Source organism: Spirillospora sp. NPDC047418, from assembly GCF_040643275.1.
Taxonomy (GTDB): domain Bacteria; phylum Actinomycetota; class Actinomycetes; order Streptosporangiales; family Streptosporangiaceae; genus Spirillospora.
Map to the genome: position 1 here is coordinate 1 of NZ_JBEYTW010000044.1, position 15,974 is coordinate 15,974.

The 15,974-nt window shown below is 72.8% G+C and carries 19 protein-coding genes; 6 read left to right on the forward strand and 13 right to left on the reverse strand.

Annotated features, from left to right (window positions below):
• The 3 genes from ABZ806_RS25210 to ABZ806_RS25220 all read right to left on the reverse strand — a co-directional run.
• The coding region (locus ABZ806_RS25210) for an isoprenylcysteine carboxyl methyltransferase family protein (RefSeq protein WP_500219843.1) at nucleotides 1–706 on the reverse strand (706 nt) is incomplete at its 3' end.
• Between the two features lie 7 nt (nucleotides 707–713).
• Nucleotides 714–1,763: a type III polyketide synthase gene (locus ABZ806_RS25215; RefSeq protein ID WP_500219844.1), complete on the reverse strand. Its 1,050-nt coding sequence runs from the start codon at nucleotides 1,761–1,763 to the stop codon at nucleotides 714–716.
• A gap of 67 nt (nucleotides 1,764–1,830) precedes the next feature.
• Nucleotides 1,831–4,146 carry an MMPL family transporter gene (locus ABZ806_RS25220; RefSeq protein WP_500219845.1) on the reverse strand — a complete coding sequence of 772 codons (2,316 nt, stop codon included), beginning with the start codon at nucleotides 4,144–4,146 and terminating at the stop codon, nucleotides 1,831–1,833.
• A 71-nt stretch (nucleotides 4,147–4,217) separates the two neighbouring features.
• Here ABZ806_RS25220 and ABZ806_RS25225 point away from each other — a divergent pair, with 71 nt between their 5' ends.
• Entirely contained in the window at nucleotides 4,218–4,838 is a 621-nt protein-coding gene (locus ABZ806_RS25225; RefSeq protein WP_500219846.1) for a TetR family transcriptional regulator, read from the forward strand.
• A 24-nt stretch (nucleotides 4,839–4,862) separates the two neighbouring features.
• Here the strand turns inward: ABZ806_RS25225 and ABZ806_RS25230 are convergent, their stop codons facing one another.
• The 8 genes from ABZ806_RS25230 to ABZ806_RS25265 all read right to left on the reverse strand — a co-directional run bounded on the left by ABZ806_RS25230 (nucleotide 4,863) and on the right by ABZ806_RS25265 (nucleotide 8,532).
• Complete coding sequence (locus ABZ806_RS25230; RefSeq protein WP_500219847.1) at nucleotides 4,863–5,030, reverse strand: hypothetical protein; 168 nt, start codon at nucleotides 5,028–5,030, stop codon at nucleotides 4,863–4,865.
• A complete protein-coding gene (locus ABZ806_RS25235) occupies nucleotides 5,027–5,227 on the reverse strand; it encodes a hypothetical protein (protein WP_500219848.1) in 201 nt (66 codons plus the stop codon). The genes ABZ806_RS25230 and ABZ806_RS25235 overlap by 4 nt, the downstream gene beginning before the upstream one ends.
• Before the next feature lie 34 nt (nucleotides 5,228–5,261).
• Nucleotides 5,262–5,558 (reverse strand): type II toxin-antitoxin system prevent-host-death family antitoxin, encoded by a 297-nt coding sequence (locus ABZ806_RS25240; RefSeq protein ID WP_500219849.1) that lies wholly within the window; start codon nucleotides 5,556–5,558, stop codon nucleotides 5,262–5,264.
• 52 nt (nucleotides 5,559–5,610) lie between these two features.
• On the reverse strand, nucleotides 5,611–5,976 hold the full coding sequence (locus ABZ806_RS25245) for a DUF2516 family protein (RefSeq protein WP_500219850.1): 366 nt from the start codon (nucleotides 5,974–5,976) through the stop codon (nucleotides 5,611–5,613).
• A 211-nt stretch (nucleotides 5,977–6,187) separates the two neighbouring features.
• Complete coding sequence (locus tag ABZ806_RS25250) at nucleotides 6,188–6,604, reverse strand: hypothetical protein (RefSeq protein WP_500219851.1); 417 nt, start codon at nucleotides 6,602–6,604, stop codon at nucleotides 6,188–6,190.
• Complete coding sequence (locus ABZ806_RS25255; protein ID WP_500219852.1) at nucleotides 6,601–7,041, reverse strand: helix-turn-helix domain-containing protein; 441 nt, start codon at nucleotides 7,039–7,041, stop codon at nucleotides 6,601–6,603. Before ABZ806_RS25255 ends, ABZ806_RS25250 begins: the two co-directional genes overlap by 4 nt.
• A gap of 219 nt (nucleotides 7,042–7,260) precedes the next feature.
• A complete protein-coding gene (locus tag ABZ806_RS25260) occupies nucleotides 7,261–7,557 on the reverse strand; it encodes a YiaA/YiaB family inner membrane protein (RefSeq protein ID WP_500219853.1) in 297 nt (98 codons plus the stop codon).
• A gap of 84 nt (nucleotides 7,558–7,641) precedes the next feature.
• Nucleotides 7,642–8,532, reverse strand: a complete 891-nt coding sequence (locus ABZ806_RS25265; RefSeq protein ID WP_500219854.1) for a neutral zinc metallopeptidase — start codon at nucleotides 8,530–8,532, stop codon at nucleotides 7,642–7,644.
• Between the two features lie 231 nt (nucleotides 8,533–8,763).
• Between ABZ806_RS25265 and ABZ806_RS25270 the strand changes: the two genes are divergently transcribed.
• From ABZ806_RS25270 to ABZ806_RS25290, 5 genes are all read left to right on the forward strand, one after another.
• Nucleotides 8,764–10,530, forward strand: a complete 1,767-nt coding sequence (locus tag ABZ806_RS25270) for a DUF2207 domain-containing protein (RefSeq protein ID WP_500219855.1) — start codon at nucleotides 8,764–8,766, stop codon at nucleotides 10,528–10,530.
• 73 nt (nucleotides 10,531–10,603) lie between these two features.
• Nucleotides 10,604–11,050 (forward strand): hypothetical protein, encoded by a 447-nt coding sequence (locus ABZ806_RS25275; RefSeq protein WP_500219856.1) that lies wholly within the window; start codon nucleotides 10,604–10,606, stop codon nucleotides 11,048–11,050.
• Nucleotides 11,051–11,294: 244 nt separating this feature from the next.
• A complete protein-coding gene (locus tag ABZ806_RS25280) occupies nucleotides 11,295–12,011 on the forward strand; it encodes a FadR/GntR family transcriptional regulator (RefSeq protein ID WP_500219857.1) in 717 nt (238 codons plus the stop codon).
• 35 nt (nucleotides 12,012–12,046) lie between these two features.
• The gene (locus tag ABZ806_RS25285; protein WP_500219858.1) at nucleotides 12,047–13,252 is read left to right on the forward strand and encodes a CynX/NimT family MFS transporter; all 1,206 of its coding nucleotides are present in this window, start codon (nucleotides 12,047–12,049) and stop codon (nucleotides 13,250–13,252) included.
• 41 nt (nucleotides 13,253–13,293) lie between these two features.
• Complete coding sequence (locus ABZ806_RS25290; RefSeq protein WP_500219859.1) at nucleotides 13,294–13,674, forward strand: hypothetical protein; 381 nt, start codon at nucleotides 13,294–13,296, stop codon at nucleotides 13,672–13,674.
• Between the two features lie 31 nt (nucleotides 13,675–13,705).
• Here the strand turns inward: ABZ806_RS25290 and ABZ806_RS25295 are convergent, their stop codons facing one another.
• Together ABZ806_RS25295 and ABZ806_RS25300 are read right to left on the reverse strand one after the other, a co-directional pair.
• Nucleotides 13,706–14,662, reverse strand: coding sequence for an asparaginase (locus tag ABZ806_RS25295; RefSeq protein ID WP_500219860.1), 957 nt, complete (start codon nucleotides 14,660–14,662; stop codon nucleotides 13,706–13,708).
• Nucleotides 14,663–14,759: 97 nt separating this feature from the next.
• On the reverse strand, nucleotides 14,760–15,914 hold the full coding sequence (locus tag ABZ806_RS25300) for an AfsR/SARP family transcriptional regulator (RefSeq protein ID WP_500219861.1): 1,155 nt from the start codon (nucleotides 15,912–15,914) through the stop codon (nucleotides 14,760–14,762).
• Nucleotides 15,915–15,974 lie beyond the last annotated feature (60 nt).

The following is a 15,974-nucleotide window of genomic DNA, read 5'->3' on the forward strand; positions in this document are numbered from 1 at the left end:
GCACGCGGTCACCGACGAGGTCCGGGTGGACGCCCGTTCGGACGGCCGCGTCTGCGTGGTGGAGGTCTGGGACGGTGACGGCACGCTCCCGGTGGGTGGGTTCGGGTGTGGGGGTGTGGGCTAGGGCCTTGTTCTCGATCTTGATGCGGGTTCTGAGCAGCCACAGGTTGGACGCTGTGAACAGCAGCGAAGTACGCCACGCGGTGTGGACGAGCGGCAGCGCGACACCTTCCGCGACCACGGCCACGTAGTTGGGGTGCCGCAGCCGCCGGTAGGGGCCGCGGCTCACCAGCGGCATGCCCGGCACCACGATGACGCGGGTGTTCCACCGTTTCCCCAGGCTCGCGATGCACCACCAGCGCAGCGCCTGCGCGGAGGCCGCCACCGCCAGCATCGGCCAGCCGATCGACGGCACGAACCGCGCCCGCCGGGCCTCCAGCAGCGCGCCGCCCAGCAGGCCGGCATGTGCGGCGGCGATCAGCGGATAGTGCCGGGCGCCGTGCTCGACCCCGCCGTTCCGCCTCGCCCAGGCGCGGTTGCGCCGCGCCACGGCCAGCTCGGCGAGCCTCTCGGCGGCGACGAGCCCGATCAGCCCGGCATAGCGATTCGCGGAGCGGTTCGCCGAGCCGTCCGCGCAGCGGTTCGCAGTGCGGTTCGCCGAGCCGTCCGCGCGGCGGCTCGCGCGGCGGTTCGTGCGGCGGTTCATGGGGCGCTCACCAGCGTAGTAGGACGAGTTCGGCGGAGAAGCCCGGGCCGAGCGCCATCAGCAGGCCCGGTTCGCCGTCGGGCGGGCGGCGCTGCGCGATCGTCTCCTCCAGCACGTTGAGCACCGACACCGACGACAGGTTCCCCATCGTGCGCAGGGAGTTCCAGGTGATGTCGAGGGCGTCCGGCGCCAGGTCGAGCTCCCGCTGGATGATCTCGATCACCTTCGGGCCGCCGGGATGGCACACCCACGAGCCGACCCGGTCCGGGGAGAGTCCGTGCTCGCCGAGGAACGCGGCCACGTCGCCGGCCAGGCTCGCCTCGACGTGGTCGACCAGGTCGGCGGCCAGGACGATGCGGAGGCCGTGGTCGCCGACGTCCCAGCCCATGAGGCGCTCGGTGGCGGGGTAGAGCCTGCTGCGGGTCGCGACCACCCGCGGCCCCCGGTAGGAGCCGGTGTCCCGCCGGTCGCCGAGCGCGACCACCGCGGCGGCGCCGTCCCCGAACAGGCCGCTGGCGACGAGGTTCGCGACCGAGATGTCCTCGCGCTGGACGGTCAGCGAGCACAGTTCGACGCAGACCAGCACCGCGACATGGTCGGGCCAGGCGCGCAGGGTGTCGTAGAGCCGGGACAGTCCGGCGGCGCCCGCCGCGCATCCGAGGCCGAACATCGGCACGCGCGTGATGTCCTCGCGCAGGCCGACGCGCTGGGCGACGCGGGCGTCCAGTGAGGGCGTCGCCACCCCGGTCGAGGAGCAGAAGATCAGGTGGTCGACGTCGTCCGGGGCGCATCCGGCGTTGCCGAGCGCGTCCTGGACGGCGCGCGCCGCCAGCTCGACGGCCGCCTCGATGTAGACGTTGTTGGAGCCGGTGAACCCGTCGAGCTTCACGTACTCGTCGATCGGCAGCGCCAGGCTGCGGCCGGTGACCTGGGTCGCGGCATGGAAGCGGCGGGCGAGCTCCGGGTTGGCGTCCGTCCGCTGGACGACGGCCCGCGTGATCTCGTCCTGGTCGTAGCGGTGTTCTGGCACGACCGTGCGTACCGCGGCAACGCGCATGTGTCCCCCCGAGTGTCCGACCCGCATCTACCCGCGACTCCGCAGAACACTCGGCGGACCGGGCGCGTCAGCTCGTCAGCTCCAGTTCCAGCTGCTCGGCGACCGGTTCCGGTTCCGGCGGCGGGGGCGGCACCGGGCGCGACCGGCCGGGCCACCACCAGTTGGCGTGGCCGAGCAGGCTCATCAGCGCCGGGACGAGGACGAGCCGCACGATCGTGGCGTCCATCGCGACGGCGACGGCGAGACCGAGCGCCATCATCTTGATCGTCGGGTCCGGCTGCGGGACGAAGCTCGCGAACACGAAGATCATGATGAGCGCCGCCGAGGTGATGAGCCGGGCGGTCGCCCCGATGCCGATCACCACGGACTCGTGCGGGTCGCCCGTCCGCTCGTACTCCTCCTTGATCCGCGACAGCAGGAACACCTCGTAGTCCATGGACAGCCCGAAGATCAGGGCGAACATGAACAGCGGGATGAACGACATGATCGGGATGGCCTGGTCCACGCCGAGCAGCCGGATCCCCCAGCCCCACTGGAAGACGGCGGTGACGACGCCGAACGACGCCCCGATCGACAGCAGGTTCATCACCGCGGCCTTCAGCGGGACGACCACCGACCGGAACGCGATCACGAGCAGCAGCAGCGCGACGCCGACGACCGCGACGACGACGACCGGCATGCGGTCGCCGACCGTCGTGGCGAGGTCGATGATCGCGGGGTTCTCGCCGCCGAGGTAGATCTCGGCGCCGGGGTTGGCGTCCCGCACCGCGGCGATCTCGGCGTTCCGCAGATGGTGGACGAGGTCGGTGGTCGACTGCGCGTGCGGCGCGTCCCGCGGAATGACCGTCAGGATCGCCGTCTTCCCCGTCACCACCGGATCGCCGACGAACACGACGCCGGGCGCCTCGGAGATCCGCTTCTGCAGCTCCTGCGCGATGAGGATCGCGTCCTTGTCCGGCTTCTTCGCCGGGTCCGGCGCGCCCTTGGGCAGGGCGGCCTGCGGGGACGGGCTCGGCGCGGGCGCGGCCGGTTTCGTCAGTCCCGTCAGCCCCTCGCGGCCGTCCACCGTCGGCACGACCCGCTTCGGCTTGGCGCGCTTCTCCTCGCCGGGCACTTTCGCGACCACGACGAACGGGCTGTAGTGGCCGGCGCCGAACTCGCGGGCGACGATGTCGTAGGCCTGCCGCGCCTCCATCTTCGGGGACGACATGCTGTCCGCCATCACCCCGAACCGCAGGCTGAGGGTCGGGACGGCGAGCGTCAGCAGGACGAGCGTCGCGACGATCGCGTAGGGCCAGGCGTGCCGGTCGACGTGCCGTCCCCAGGCCGTCCAGCGGTGCGAACTCCGGTCGGGGCGGACGCGCGGCAGCCTGTACCGGTCGATGCGGTGCCCGAGCGCGCCGAGGACGGCGGGCAGCAGCGTCAGCGCGGCGATGACCATGATCGCGACGGCGAGCGCGGTGAAGATCCCGATGATCCCGACGAACTCGATCCCGGACAGGAACAGGCCGCAGATCGCGAACACGACGGTGCCCCCGGCGAACACCACGGCGTGCCCCGAATGCGCCATGGCCCGTCCGACCGCGGTCTCGACGTCGTCGCCCTCGTCGAGCTGCTGCCGGTACCGGGTCACGATGAACAGCGCGTAGTCGATCCCCGCGCCGATGCCGAGCATGGCCGCGCACATCGGCGCGGTCGGCGCGATCTGGAAGAACGACGCCGAGAAATGGATCAGCGAGTAGGCGACGGCCATCCCGCACAGCGACACCAGGATGGGCAGGCCCGCCGCGAGGAACGACCCGAACGCCAGCAGCAGCACGACCAGCGCGAGGACGATCCCGACGCCCTCCTGCGGCCCGCCCTTCGGCTGGTTCAGGATCATCGCGACGATGCCGCCGAACTTCACCTCCAGCCCGGCCATCCGCGCGGGCTCGACGGCCTGGTTGAGCGCGTCGAGGTCGGCGTGGCCGACGTCGCTCATCGTGCCGGTGAAGTTGAGCCGGACGACGACCGCGTTGTCGTCCTTCAGCCCGCCCATGCCCTGGACGTAGGGGTTCTCGACGAACGCGACCCGCTTCAGCGCGCCGATGTTCTCGATCGACTGGCCGATCGTGAGCGCGACGCGCCAGTCGGCCGGGCTCGCCTGGCCGGTCTCGTGGAACACGACGGTCGCGGTCGGCCCGGTCATCGCCGGGAAGTCCTGCGCGAGCGTGTCGATGGCGCGCTGCGTCTCGGTGCCGGGCAGCGTGCTCTGCTGGACGAACATGCCGCCGTGCATGATCCCGAGGACGCCGGCGCCGAGCATCACGGCGACCCACAGCTCGAAGACGGTGCGCCGCCGCCGCACGCAGAGCCGCCCGAGTGCGTCCAGGAATCGCGCCATGCTCGCAGAGAACACCCATCGGTGCAGATTTGCAATAGGTGCAACTTTGCAGTCATGGTAACGTCCGTCACATGGACGACAGGCCGAGCCTGCGGGAGCGCAAGAAGCTGCGCACCCGGCAGGCCATCGCGACCGCCGCGCTGCGGCTGTTCGCCGAGCGCGGCTACGAGGAGACGACGATCGCCGACATCGCCGCCGCCGCGGACGTCGCGCCCCGCACGTTCTTCAGCTACTTCCCGTCCAAGGAGGACGTGGTCTTCGCCGAGATCGACGACCGGCTCGCCGAGGTCGCCGAGCGGCTGCGCCGCACCCCCGGCGAGACGCCGATGGAGACGATCCGGCGCAGCATCGTGGACGTCCTCAACGCGATCGTCACCGAGCACGCCGACTACGGCGCCGTCCAGGTCGCCCTCGTCCTGGAGCGTCCCGCCCTGCGGGCCCGCGCGCTCCAGCGGATGACCGACGCCCAGGAGGCGATCGAGGCCCTGCTGCGCGACCTGTGCCCCGGCATCTCGGAGATCGACGCGGTCGCCGCGTCCGGCGTCGCGATCGGCGGCATGCAGGCGGTCGTCGCGCACTGCCGCCGCGGGGGCTACGACCCGCTCGCCATGCGGACGGCCCTCGACCGCGCCGTCGACATCGTCGAACACGGCCTGGTCTCGGTAGAGGCCCTGTCGAGCCCGTCCCCCTGAACCCCCCGGCACCCGACCTTCACGTCAGTCGGTGATCTTGATGCGGAGGCGGCGGAAGCCGCGGCCCTTGTTCTCGATCTTGGCGACCGTGACGCGGCCGATCTGCTTGGTGGAGCCGACGTGCGTGCCGCCGTCGGCCTGGGTGTCGAGGCCGACGATGTCGACGATCCGGTGTACTGACTCGCTTCTCAATCGTTGACGATGACCTGCTGAATGATGATCGTGCCTGTGCCGTAGGCGTTGTAGTAGATCGTCACATCATCGAGTTCCAGCCAGTACATGTCGGCGACACCCTCGTAGGGCCGGCTACCGGGCGGTTGCGGCTGTTCCAGTAGCAGAAGGATGACGTCGAAGACGAGCTTCCGGAGAGCCTCCGGAAGCGCGGCCATCTGCCGACGAGTGCCCGGCGGGACCATGAGGTGGTCAGGCATCGAGCTTGCCCGCCGCCCACTCCTCCGGGGTGGCATCGCGCCAGCGATCGAGATCGTCGCGGTGGATGACGAGGGTCCCTTCGGGGACGGCCCCCTCGTCCAGCGCCTTGCGGAACTGCTCGGCCTGCCAGCGAAGGTGATCGGTGAACATGACGTCGTACATGGTCTTGGACACCACGACGACTGGAGCGGAGCCATGGCGGGTGATCTCAACCGGCTGCCCGTGCGCGGCTGCGGAGTGAATCTTGCCGAGCCGACCACGCGCATCCTTCAACGGGACACTTTCCATGGGGAGAAGTGTACACTCTCAGGCTCTCTGTGTACTCTAAATCTGTCCGAGGTCACCAGGGGCCGTAGGGGCCCGATCGGGAACCGCCGCGGCCGCCGTTGTTCTTCTTGAACGGCGCCACGGCCGGGCGGACGTCGGCCAGGTAGATCGCGGCGCCGATGAACGCGGCGACCGGGAGGATGCCGAGCAGCAGCGCGATGGGGCTGGCGCCGAGCGCGGCGGGCGCGACGGCGTAGGCGGCGCCGACCACGGTCGCGACGATCAAGATGATCATCCAGAGCTTCTTGCTCTGCTTGCTGGCCGCCGAGAACGCGCTGGTGGGCACGGTCAGCGAGTCGATCAGCGCCCACGCCTCCATGGCGAACGCGATGATCAGCAGCAGCCAGAAGAAATAGTCCAGCACATTGAAGCCCGACATCGGCGATCAGCGCTCCTGCTCGTCTCGGACGGCGACTCCTTGTCGCGCACACGGCGTGTTCCCGCCCCAACCCTATGCGCCCCGGCCCTGTGCGCACCGTCTCGTGCGCACCGTCCTGTAGGGCGGACGTCGTGCCTGAAGGGACGGGGCGGCCTGCTGGAGAGACGAAGGAACCCGGCCGGGTGTTCCCGGCCGGGTCCTCGCGGTGCCGTTACTTCTTCGCGGTGGGGCGGCCCTGCCGCGTGGAGCCGGTGCCGGTGGTCCGGCGCGGCGCCGCGGTGCGGGCCTTGGCGACCGGCTTGGCGTCGGTCCCGGTGATCTCGGCGACCTCGGCGGCCTCGCGGTTCACGACCTTGCGGCCCCGCTCGGCGAGCTCGTCGATGATCTCGGCGGCCCGGGTGCCGACCTGCGTGGCGTACGCGACCGCCGCGCCCGGCAGGTCCTTGGCGTCCACGCGCTCCTGGTACCGGGAGACCTCGCCGCGGTAGCGGTCCACGGTCTCGCGGACCTGGCCGCGGTAGCGGTCCACCTGGCCGGGGACCTCACGGAGCTTCTCCACCGCGAAGTCGCCGGCGCCGGCCACGGCGTAGACGGCCTTGTTCTCTCGGAAGTTGCTGGCCAGCGTCATCCGACCTCGTCCTTTCCGTTCTGTGCGTCTGCTGGTTCGGGTACTGCTCGTTCGGGTGCGACCGTGGCGGCGAACCCGTCGCCGACCACGCCCGTGGCCTCGTTCTCCTTGAGGAACGACGCGTAGATGTCGAGCAGGACCTGCTTCTGCCGCTCGGTGAGCAGGAGGTCGGCCCGGACGGCCGCCTGGACGTCGGTGTCGGCCTCGCGGTCCTCAAGGATGCCCGCCTGCACGTACAGCGCCTCGGCGGAGATCCGCAGCCCCTTGGCGATCTGCTGCAGGATCTCGGCGCTCGGCTTGCGCAGGCCGCGCTCGATCTGGCTCAGGTACGGGTTGGAGATCCCGGAGACGTCCGCCAGCTGGCGCAGCGAGATCTTCGCGCGCGTGCGCTGTTCCCGGATGTACTCCCCGATGGAGCCGACCTTCGAACTTGCCATGCCTCCACACTGCGTCATGGTGCTTGCAATTGCAAGCGCCCCAGCTAGCACTTTGTGGTGAAACGAGTCACATGCCGGAAAGGTCAGAAAAGTCGCAGGTCAGGACGGTACGGGGGCGAGGAAGGGGCGTGGGGAGGCGGGGCCGGCGGGGCCGGGAAAGGTCGGAGCCCGGCGCCGCCGGGAGGGCGGGGCCGGGCTCGGCGGGGCAGGTCAGGCAGGTCACAGATTCGCGGTCGAGTAGGGGTCGTGCTCGGCGAGCAGCTTGTCGAGCCGGGCCTGGTCGACCCGGCTGGTGATGGCCTGGACCTCCTGCTTGTCGCGGACGCACTTGGCCAGCGTGAACGTCGACGTGATCACGTACAGCAGGCCGAGCGCGAGGAACCCGCGGACCCACGCGCTGACGGGCAGGTACGCGACGCCGATGGCGACGGCGGCGCTGGACACGGCGAACGAGATCGCCGCCTGGAGGAAGAACGCGGTGCTGCCGGCGGGCGGGGGCGTCTTGGTGTTCGTCATGCCCCAAGCCTGCGCGCCGCCCGCGCCCCGGGCATGAGTACCCGTGCTCAGACGCCCGCGGGCAAAGCACTCAACCCGCCCGGGTCAGCTCACCTTGGACGGTGGCGCGATCCAGGTGTTGCAGACGGTCAGGTCGCGGCCGTTGAAGCCGGCGACCACCCAGCCCGCGTAGTGGGCGCCCGAGCCGTGGTCGCGCTCGTCCACCGGCTTGCGGTCCTCGCCGCGGCCCCGCACGTCCATGATCATCGCGACGTACTGCTCGCGCGTCATCGGCAGGGTGGCGCGCTCGCTGCCGAGGAACGCGCCCGCGAAGCACTGCGCCTGCAGCTCGATGCGGCGGCTGGCCGCGTTGCCGGTGGCCTCGTCGCCGCTCTCGATCTGCCGGTCCCCGTAGCGGAGGATCCCGGCGCGGTCCTGGACGTGGTGTCCGTACTCGTGCGCGATCACCCGGGCGTACACCGCGTAGTGGGACAGCGGCTCGCCGCCCGACGTCTCCACGACGTGCTTCAGCCCGACGTACATCGTGTTGTTGGCCGGGCAGTAGAACGCGGACGCGCCGGGGGCGGGGTAGGTGCCGCACGGGCTGCGTCCCGGGTCCACCCAGAACACGCGTTTGGGCTTGTCGAACGCGATCCCGGCCTTCCGGAACTGCCTGGTCCACGCGGAGTCGAGGCAGTCGCTCAGCGTGTCCATGAACTGGCGCATGGACGCGGCGGACGGCAGGATGCGCGGCAGCCGGCAGCTCACCGACGTCAGCGAACCCGTCCGGTAGAGCGGGCTGTTGGTGGCCTTCTCCTTGGACGACAGCGCCGTGTCGCCGCCACCGGACGAGGTCGGCGTCCGCGTGCTCCCGGTCGCGTTCTGCGTCCCGCCGAGCGCGGCGAGCCCGAGGATCGCGACGACGACCAGGGCCGTCAGCCCGCCGAAGATGCCCGCGATCGTCCCGCCGGCGCTGCGGCGCGGAGGCGGACGCATCGGGACGTACCGGTACTGCGGCTGTCCGTAGGCAGGCGGCCCGTACCCGGGGCCGCGCGGCGGCTGCCCACCGTAGGGCGGCCCACCGTAAGGGGGTCCGCCGTAGGGCGGTCCGCCGTGCGGAGGCCGGCCGTAGGGCGGCGCCGGTGGCCCGGGCGGAGGGGGCGGCGGGGGGTAGTGACCTGCCATAGCGCAGAATCATCGCACGCGTTGCCGATACTATTTGCGGCCATGTCTGCTCTTGCGGCGTTGTTCCGGTTCCGGCCAGTCGTCCTGACGGTGTCGGCCGCGCTCTTGATCCCCGTCCTGACCTCCCCTCCGACGGTGGCCGGGACGGCGGCGGGCACGGCGTCCGGGACGGCCGCGGCGGCGGAGCGGGTACTGAAGGACGAGGTCGTCCTCACCGCCGGCGAGGGCGGCACCGTCAAGGTGAAGGAGACGATCGTCTACCGGTTCGCCGGTCGCAAGGGCTTCGCGCGGCAGTTCCAGGCCCGCACCCACGAGAGCCTCAGCGAGGACCGCGTCTGGAAGCTCGGCGGCCTGCGGGCGAGCAGCCCGGACGGCGGTCCGACGAAGGTCAGCACGTCCAGTTCGGGCCTGCGGACGACCGTCGAGGTGAGCGGCGCCAAGGCCCTCACCGGCGACCGCACCGTCGTGCTGGAGTACGACCTGCGCGGCGCGATCACCCCGATGGGCGCGGCGGAGGAGCTGCGCTGGCCGGTGGTCGGCGGCTGGAAGGTCCCGCTGGACGAGGCGAAGGCGACCGTCGACGGCGGCGCGATGATCCGCAGCGTCAACTGCTTCACCGGGCCGATCGGCAGCACGATCGGCTGCACGCAGTACTACACGAACCACACGCACACGCAGGGCGTCTACGCGCAGCAGGGGATGCTGCCCGGCGAGTTCATGACGGTCGTCGCGGGCCTGCCCGCCGGCACGACCGGGGGCCGCGCGATCCACGAGCGGCGGCACACGGTCGCGACGGCGTTCTCGGTGAACGCGGTGACCGGCGGCGCGCTCGCCGGCCTGCTGGTGCTGCTGGTCGGCGGCGTCGCCGGCCTCTACCTGCTGCGCGGGCGGGACGCCCGGGTCGTCGGGAAGAAGGCCGCCGAGGGCGACCAGGCGCCGCTCGCCGGGGCCGAGTTCGAGCCGCCGGACGGGGTGCGTCCCGGCCAGGTCGGCACGCTCATCGACGAGCAGGCCGACGTGATCGACGTGACCGCGACGATCGTCGACCTCGCGGTACGCGGCTACCTGCTGATCGAGGAGGAGGACCGGGCCCGCACCGGCCGCCTCGACTGGACGCTGCGCCGCCTCGACCGTCCCCAGGTCGACCTGCTCCCCTACGAGCGGATCCTGCTGGACGCGCTGCTCACCGCCCCCGACGGGACGGGCCGCGACGCGGTGAAGCTGTCGGAGCTCGGCGGGACGTTCGCGACGAAGCTGGCGCAGGTCAGGTCCGCGATGTACGACGACGTCGTGAAGCAGGGCTGGTTCGCGCGGCGGCCCGACACCGTCCGGTCCCGGTGGACGATCGCGGGCATCCTCGTGACGCTGCTCGGCATCGCCGGGACGGTCGCACTGGCCCTCACCACCGAGTGGGCGCTGGCCGGCCTCGCGCTGATCATCGCGGGCGCGGCGCTGGCCTATGGCGGCCAGTACATGCCGGCGAAGACCGCGCGCGGCGCCACCGTCCTCGCGCACACGATCGGGTTCCGGGCGTTCCTGGAGCGGGGCGCCGTCCCGGACGGCGGGGACGCGGTCGCGTCCCGGCAGCGGATCGCGCTGTTCTCCCGCTTCCTGCCGTACGCGGTCGTGTTCGACACCGTCCAGACGTGGGCGGAGACGGTGAAGGACGCGGGCGAGCGGGCCGAGGGCGCCGACAACCTCTACTGGTACGAGGGCCCGGCCGAGTGGGACCTGTCGAAGTTCGCCGAGTCGATGCGGACGTTCACGCTGGCCACGTCCGGTTCCATCTCCCAGTCGCGCGGCATGTGACCGGCGCCGGGCGGTGACCCGGCGGTTAGCCGCCTGACGCGGGGTAGGGGCCGGGGCGAGGAGGTGTCGCCTCATGCTCGCCGACTACCCCAACCCCATGGTTCCCCCCGGCGGCGTCGGAGACCGCTGGTTCCTCTACATCGGACCGGCCGTCATCTTCCTGGCGGTCGTCTTCTGGGTCGCGCTCACGCTGGCGGCGTCCCGCATCCGGCCGAGCAGCCGGCACCCGATGGGCGGCCTGCCGAACCGCGGACCGGTGCAGGGCGGTGTCATCAAGGGCAGCCCCGCGCAGCGGTCGCGCCGCGACCCGGCCCCGTCGGTGACGCACCGCGCGGTCATGGCGCACATCGAGCAGGCGCGGCGCGACGAGGAGGCCGCCCGGCAGAGGGAACTGCCGGAGGCGCGCGGGAGCCGGGACGAGCGGCCCGGCCGGGCCTCCGCCCGAGCGCGCCGGAAACCGCGGAAGCGGCCGGGACCGCTGGGACACGCCAAGCACCGCAAGCCCCGCGGCCCGAACTGACCCTCCTGGCCCGGCACCGGACGCGACGCCCGCCGGACGGTTTCCCGCCCCCGCCGCCCGGCGGGCGTTGTCCGAGCCCGCGGTGGTCGCCGAGACCCCTCCCTGCGGCCACCGCGGGTCCGCCTCGACCGCCGGTCAGGCCGAGGCCGCCGCCGGGATCACCTCTCGTAAGATGTCTGACGTCTTACTTTGGGAGGGTTCCGTGGGATTGAGTCCCGTTGCGGGCGGATCGACGGTCGATGCCGTGCTCGAACAGCTCCAGGCGCAGGTCAGCGACGGATCCTGGGCCGTCGGCGCGCGGATACCGGCGGAGCTGGACCTCGCCGCGCAGCTCGGTGTGAGCCGCCCGGCCGTGCGGGAGGCGATCCGGGCGCTGTCGCACGTCGGGGTGCTGGAGGTGCGGCGCGGCGACGGGACCTACGTCCGCAGCAGCGCCGACCCGCGTCCGCTGCTGCGCCGGGTCGCGCGGGCCTCGGCGCGGGACGTGTTCGAGGTGCAGCTCGCCTACGACGTGCAGGCGGCGCGGCTCGCGGCCCGCAGGCGCACCGGCGACGACCTGGCGCGGCTGGAGGACCTGCTCCGCGCCCGGGACGAGGCCACCGAGCCGGACGCGTTCGGCGCCGCCGACGCCCGGTTCCACCTCGGCGTCGCGGAGGCGTCCCGGAACCCGCTGCTCATCGAGGCCATGCGCTTCTTCCTCGGCCGGCTGCACGAGTCGATGCGCGCGATCCGGCTGGACCGCGAGGTTCCCGAGGCGGGCCCGGCCCGCCACCGCGCCGTCCTGGACGCGATCGCGGCCGGCGACCCGCAGGCGGCGGCCACCGCCGCGGCCGCCGTCGTGGAACCCACCCTCGCCACCCTGGACACCCTCCTCGCCACCCCGAAACCCGGCCACGACAAGCAGCCCGACCACGACACACGGCCCGACCACGACACACGGCTCGGAAAGAGTGCGGGGTGAGTGCACGGCGGGCCGGTGTCGTCGGCTCACTCTTGATGATCGTTTTTCTGGCGGTCAACCTGCGTCCGGCGATCGCCGGGGTGGGGCCGCTGCTGACCGAGATCAGTGACGAGTTCGGGCTGTCGGGAACGGCGGCGGGCGCGCTCACCACGCTCCCGCTGGTCTTCTTCGGCTCCTACGGGCTGGCGGCGGCGTTCCTGCCGCGGGCACCGCGCGGCGAGACGCTGCTGGTCAGCGCGATGGCACTGCTGGTCGGCGGGCTGGTGCTGCGGCTCGTGGACGCCCCGGTCGCGCTGTTCGCCGGGTCGCTGGTCGCCGGGATCGCGATCAGCATCGGCAACATCGCGATGCCCGCGATCATCAAGCGGGACCATCCGTCCAGGATCACCACGGTGACGGCGATCTACACGGTCGCGGTGACGGCCGGGGCGTCGCTGTCGTCCGGGTTCGCCGTGCCGGTCGAGCACTTCTTCGACGCGGGCTGGCGGCTGCCGCTCGGGCTGCTGGCGATCCCGGCGGCGCTCGCCGGGCTGCTGTGGGTGCCGCGGGCGCGGCGCGCGGCCCACGCGGCGCGGTCGGCGCCGCCCGCGGCGGCCCCGCGCGGCGTCGCGGCGCTGGTGTGGCGGTCGGGCCTCGCCTGGCACGTCACGGTGTTCATGGGCCTGCAGTCGCTGCTCGCCTACGTCGTCCTCGGCTGGCTGCCGACGATCGCCCAGGACCGCGGGATGGACGCGGCGCCCGCCGGCTACGTGCTGGCGCTGTCCGCGGCGATCCAGGCGGTCGGGTCGCTCGCCGTACCGGTGCTCGCGCGCCGGACCCGCGACCAGCGTCCGCTGGTGCTCGCCACCGCGGTGCTGACCATGATCGGTTTCGTCGGGGTCACCTGGGCGCCGATCGCGTCGGTGTGGGGGTGGGCGGTGGTCCTCGGCCTCGGCCAGGGCCTCGGGTTCGCCACCGCGCTGTCGTTCATCGGGCTCCGCGCCCATGACGCGCACGTCGCGACCCAGCTGTCCGGGATGGCGCAGGGCGTCGGCTACCTCATCGCGGCGCTCGGCCCGCTCGCGCTGGGCGCGCTGCACGACGCCACCGGCGGATGGAGCGTTCCGATGATCGGCGTGCTGGGCGTCTGCGTCCTCATGGCGGTGCCCGGCCTGGCCGCGGGACGCATCCGCACGGTGGGCGGCCCCGCGCCCGCCGCGGACGGGGTTAACCCGGCCATTAGCGGACACATCCCTAAATGACCCCGTAAGGGGCCGCAACACCATCGGGAGGTGGACGGAGAATGCCTGCCACGATCCTGGCCGCAACGGACACCAACGTGCCGATCCATTACCTGTGGATCATCGTGGTGGTCGGCACGGTGGCGATCATCGCCCGGTTCTGGCTGACGAGGGAGGCCGCGACCAAGCACATCCACCCGGGCAAGCGGAACGACCAGATGAACCACCGCGGCATGGAGCAGGGCGGCATGTACACCTACCGGCCCGGGATGTTCTCGCACAGCTACCCGCCGGACCCGCGCGGCCGGTGGGAGGAGTTCCGCAAGGACAACCCCCAGCCGGGCCGCGAGCCGAAGAACCCGTGGCCGGACGGCGTCCTCTACGAGCAGACGGTCGTCAGGGACGAGTTCGAGCAGCTCAAGGGCGAGCCCCAGGGCCGCTAGGCGAACACGCCGGCCGAACGCGCCGGGTGCGCTAGGCGAACACGCCGGGTGCGGGGCGGACGGCGCCCACCACGCCGTCCCCGCCCCGCACTTCCACGTCGGCGAGTTGCTCCAGCGCCGGCTGGCCGAAGCCGAGCGCCCGCAGCAGCGCCACGGTCACCGGTGTCCGCGCCCGCATCGCCCCGTCGTCGACCTTGACGGCGCCGGCCCGCCCGTCGGCGAACGCGAAGGCGTCCACGCCCTCGGCGCCGCACTTGACGAGCAGCCCCGGGACGGCGTCCATCAGCTCGCGCTCCTCGCGCCGGGTGCCGGACGTCCACTGCGGGTGGGTGCGCATCGCGTCCGCGACGCGCCGCTCCGGCGTACCGGGGGCGGCGAGGACCAGCGCCCGGAACGCCCGCGCGACCCCCGTCGTGGACACCGCGAACAGCGGCGCCCCGCACCCGTCCACGCCGACGGCCGCCGCCGCCTCACCGGCCAGCTCCTCCACCACCTCGCGGACGGCGAGCTGCAGCGGATGCCCGGCGTCCAGGTAGGTCTCGGTCGGCCACCCGGCCGCCACGCACGTCGCGAGCATCGCGGCGTGCTTGCCCGAGCAGTTCATCCGCATCCGCGACGGCCCGCCGCCGTCCCGCGCGACCGCCTGCTGCGTCGCGGGATCGAGCGGCCAGCTCTCCGGGCAGCGCAGGTCCCCGGCGACCAGCCCCGCACCCGCGAGGATCTTCTCCGCCCCCTCGACGTGGAAATCCTCCCCCGAGTGGCTGCCGGCCGCCAGCGCGAGCAGCTCGCCGTCCAGGTCGAGGCCGCAGCGCAGCATCGCGACCGCCTGCATCGGCTTGTTCGCCGACCGCGGGAAGATCGGCACGTCGGGCCGCCCCACCCGCACGGCGACGGACCCGTCCGCCGCGAGCCCGACCGCGGACCCGCGATGCCGCGACTCCACGAACCCGGACCGCTCGACCTCGACCAGCACAGGATTGATCTCCATCGCGCCCTCCCACTCCAGCCCGCGAGCCCCCCGGTCACGCAGGGTCAACTACCCCGCCCACCGCACCGAACCGGCCCTGACCCGCCCGTGATCGCGATTATGCACCCCCATGACCCGGCCGAACGTCCACACACCCATCCGCGACCGTCCGGTGCGCGATGGGCCGCGCGGCCGGCCGAGCGCCAGGCTGGCCGGCCGACGGCCCGGCGGGCTGGGCCAGCGTCTGGGCGGCCGGCTGAACGGCCGGCTGAACGACCGGCTGAACGACCGGCTGAACGGCGGGGTGGGCGGCCAGCTGGGCAGCGGGCTGGGCGAGCGTCTGGGCGGCGGGGTGGGCGAGGGTCTGGGCGGCGGGCCGAGCGAGGGTCTGGGCTACGGTGTGCGCGATGAAGCTGGGGACGTCGTCGGTGAGGTTCCGCAGCCGGGCTACGTGGTCGTCGGGGAGCGTCACCGTGATGCGCGTCGTGCCCGGCTCGGGGCGGCTTCGCGTGGCGGGCGGCGGGGCGTCGCTCATGATCGTCTCGTGCAGGTCGCGCAGCGGGCGCGCCGGCTCGACGCCGAGCTCGTCGAGCGCGAGCCGCCGCCCGTCGCGGTACACGCGCAGGGCGTCGCACCTGCGTCCGGCCAGCGCCAGCGCGGTCATGAGCTGGCCGCGGAGGCGTTCGTTGAAGGGGTTCTCCAGCACCAGCGGCCACAGGTCGTCGGCCAGCTCCCGGTGGCGGCCGAGGGACAGCTCGGCGTCCGCGAACTCCTCCGCCACGGTCAGCCGCAGCTCCTCCCAGCGGCGTGCGCCCGCGGCGACGACCTCGCCGTCCAGGCCGGCCAGCACCGGTCCGCGCCACAGGCCGAGGGCGCGGCCCAGCACCGCGGCCGCGTGCTCGGCACGGCCGGCGGCGGCCGCCCGCCGCCCCTCCGCCAGGGCCGCCCGGGCCACCGCGGCGTCGAGCCGCACGGCGTCGGCGCGCACCCGGTAGCCGGAACCGGCGGTCTGCAGCCAGCCGTCGCCGCCGCCCGCGGTCCGCACGGCGCGCCGCAGCCCCGACACGCAGATGGCGAGCTGCGTCCGCGCGGAGGACGGCGGATCGTGCCCCCACACCGCGGCGGTGAGCCGCGGCACCGGCACCACCCGGCCGGCGTCCAGCAGCAGCGCCGCCAGGACCAGCCGCGCCCGCCCGCCCGGCGGGCGCACCGGCCGCCGCCCGACGGCGGCCTCCAGGACTCCCAGGATCCGGAACTCCACCTGCTCGGACATCCGCCTCGCCCCCCGTTCGGCGATCAGCGTGGAGCAGAATGGGACACTTCGGAACCTGCC

What these genes read in the sequence shown, in the direction of transcription:
- ABZ806_RS25215 (WP_500219844.1), bottom strand. Translation starts at nt 1,763, where the DNA reads ATGCGCGTTGCCGCGGTACGCACGGTCGTGCCAGAACACCGCTACGAC.
- ABZ806_RS25220 (WP_500219845.1), bottom strand. Translation starts at nt 4,146, where the DNA reads ATGGCGCGATTCCTGGACGCACTCGGGCGGCTCTGCGTGCGGCGGCGG.
- ABZ806_RS25225 (WP_500219846.1), top strand. Translation starts at nt 4,218, where the DNA reads ATGGACGACAGGCCGAGCCTGCGGGAGCGCAAGAAGCTGCGCACCCGG.
- ABZ806_RS25235 (WP_500219848.1), bottom strand. Translation starts at nt 5,227, where the DNA reads ATGGCCGCGCTTCCGGAGGCTCTCCGGAAGCTCGTCTTCGACGTCATC.
- ABZ806_RS25240 (WP_500219849.1), bottom strand. Translation starts at nt 5,558, where the DNA reads ATGGAAAGTGTCCCGTTGAAGGATGCGCGTGGTCGGCTCGGCAAGATT.
- ABZ806_RS25245 (WP_500219850.1), bottom strand. Translation starts at nt 5,976, where the DNA reads ATGTCGGGCTTCAATGTGCTGGACTATTTCTTCTGGCTGCTGCTGATC.
- ABZ806_RS25250 (WP_500219851.1), bottom strand. Translation starts at nt 6,604, where the DNA reads ATGACGCTGGCCAGCAACTTCCGAGAGAACAAGGCCGTCTACGCCGTG.
- ABZ806_RS25255 (WP_500219852.1), bottom strand. Translation starts at nt 7,041, where the DNA reads ATGGCAAGTTCGAAGGTCGGCTCCATCGGGGAGTACATCCGGGAACAG.
- ABZ806_RS25260 (WP_500219853.1), bottom strand. Translation starts at nt 7,557, where the DNA reads ATGACGAACACCAAGACGCCCCCGCCCGCCGGCAGCACCGCGTTCTTC.
- ABZ806_RS25265 (WP_500219854.1), bottom strand. Translation starts at nt 8,532, where the DNA reads ATGCGTCCGCCTCCGCGCCGCAGCGCCGGCGGGACGATCGCGGGCATC.
- ABZ806_RS25270 (WP_500219855.1), top strand. Translation starts at nt 8,764, where the DNA reads ATGTCTGCTCTTGCGGCGTTGTTCCGGTTCCGGCCAGTCGTCCTGACG.
- ABZ806_RS25275 (WP_500219856.1), top strand. Translation starts at nt 10,604, where the DNA reads ATGCTCGCCGACTACCCCAACCCCATGGTTCCCCCCGGCGGCGTCGGA.
- ABZ806_RS25285 (WP_500219858.1), top strand. Translation starts at nt 12,047, where the DNA reads ATGATCGTTTTTCTGGCGGTCAACCTGCGTCCGGCGATCGCCGGGGTG.
- ABZ806_RS25290 (WP_500219859.1), top strand. Translation starts at nt 13,294, where the DNA reads ATGCCTGCCACGATCCTGGCCGCAACGGACACCAACGTGCCGATCCAT.
- ABZ806_RS25295 (WP_500219860.1), bottom strand. Translation starts at nt 14,662, where the DNA reads ATGGAGATCAATCCTGTGCTGGTCGAGGTCGAGCGGTCCGGGTTCGTG.
- ABZ806_RS25300 (WP_500219861.1), bottom strand. Translation starts at nt 15,914, where the DNA reads ATGTCCGAGCAGGTGGAGTTCCGGATCCTGGGAGTCCTGGAGGCCGCC.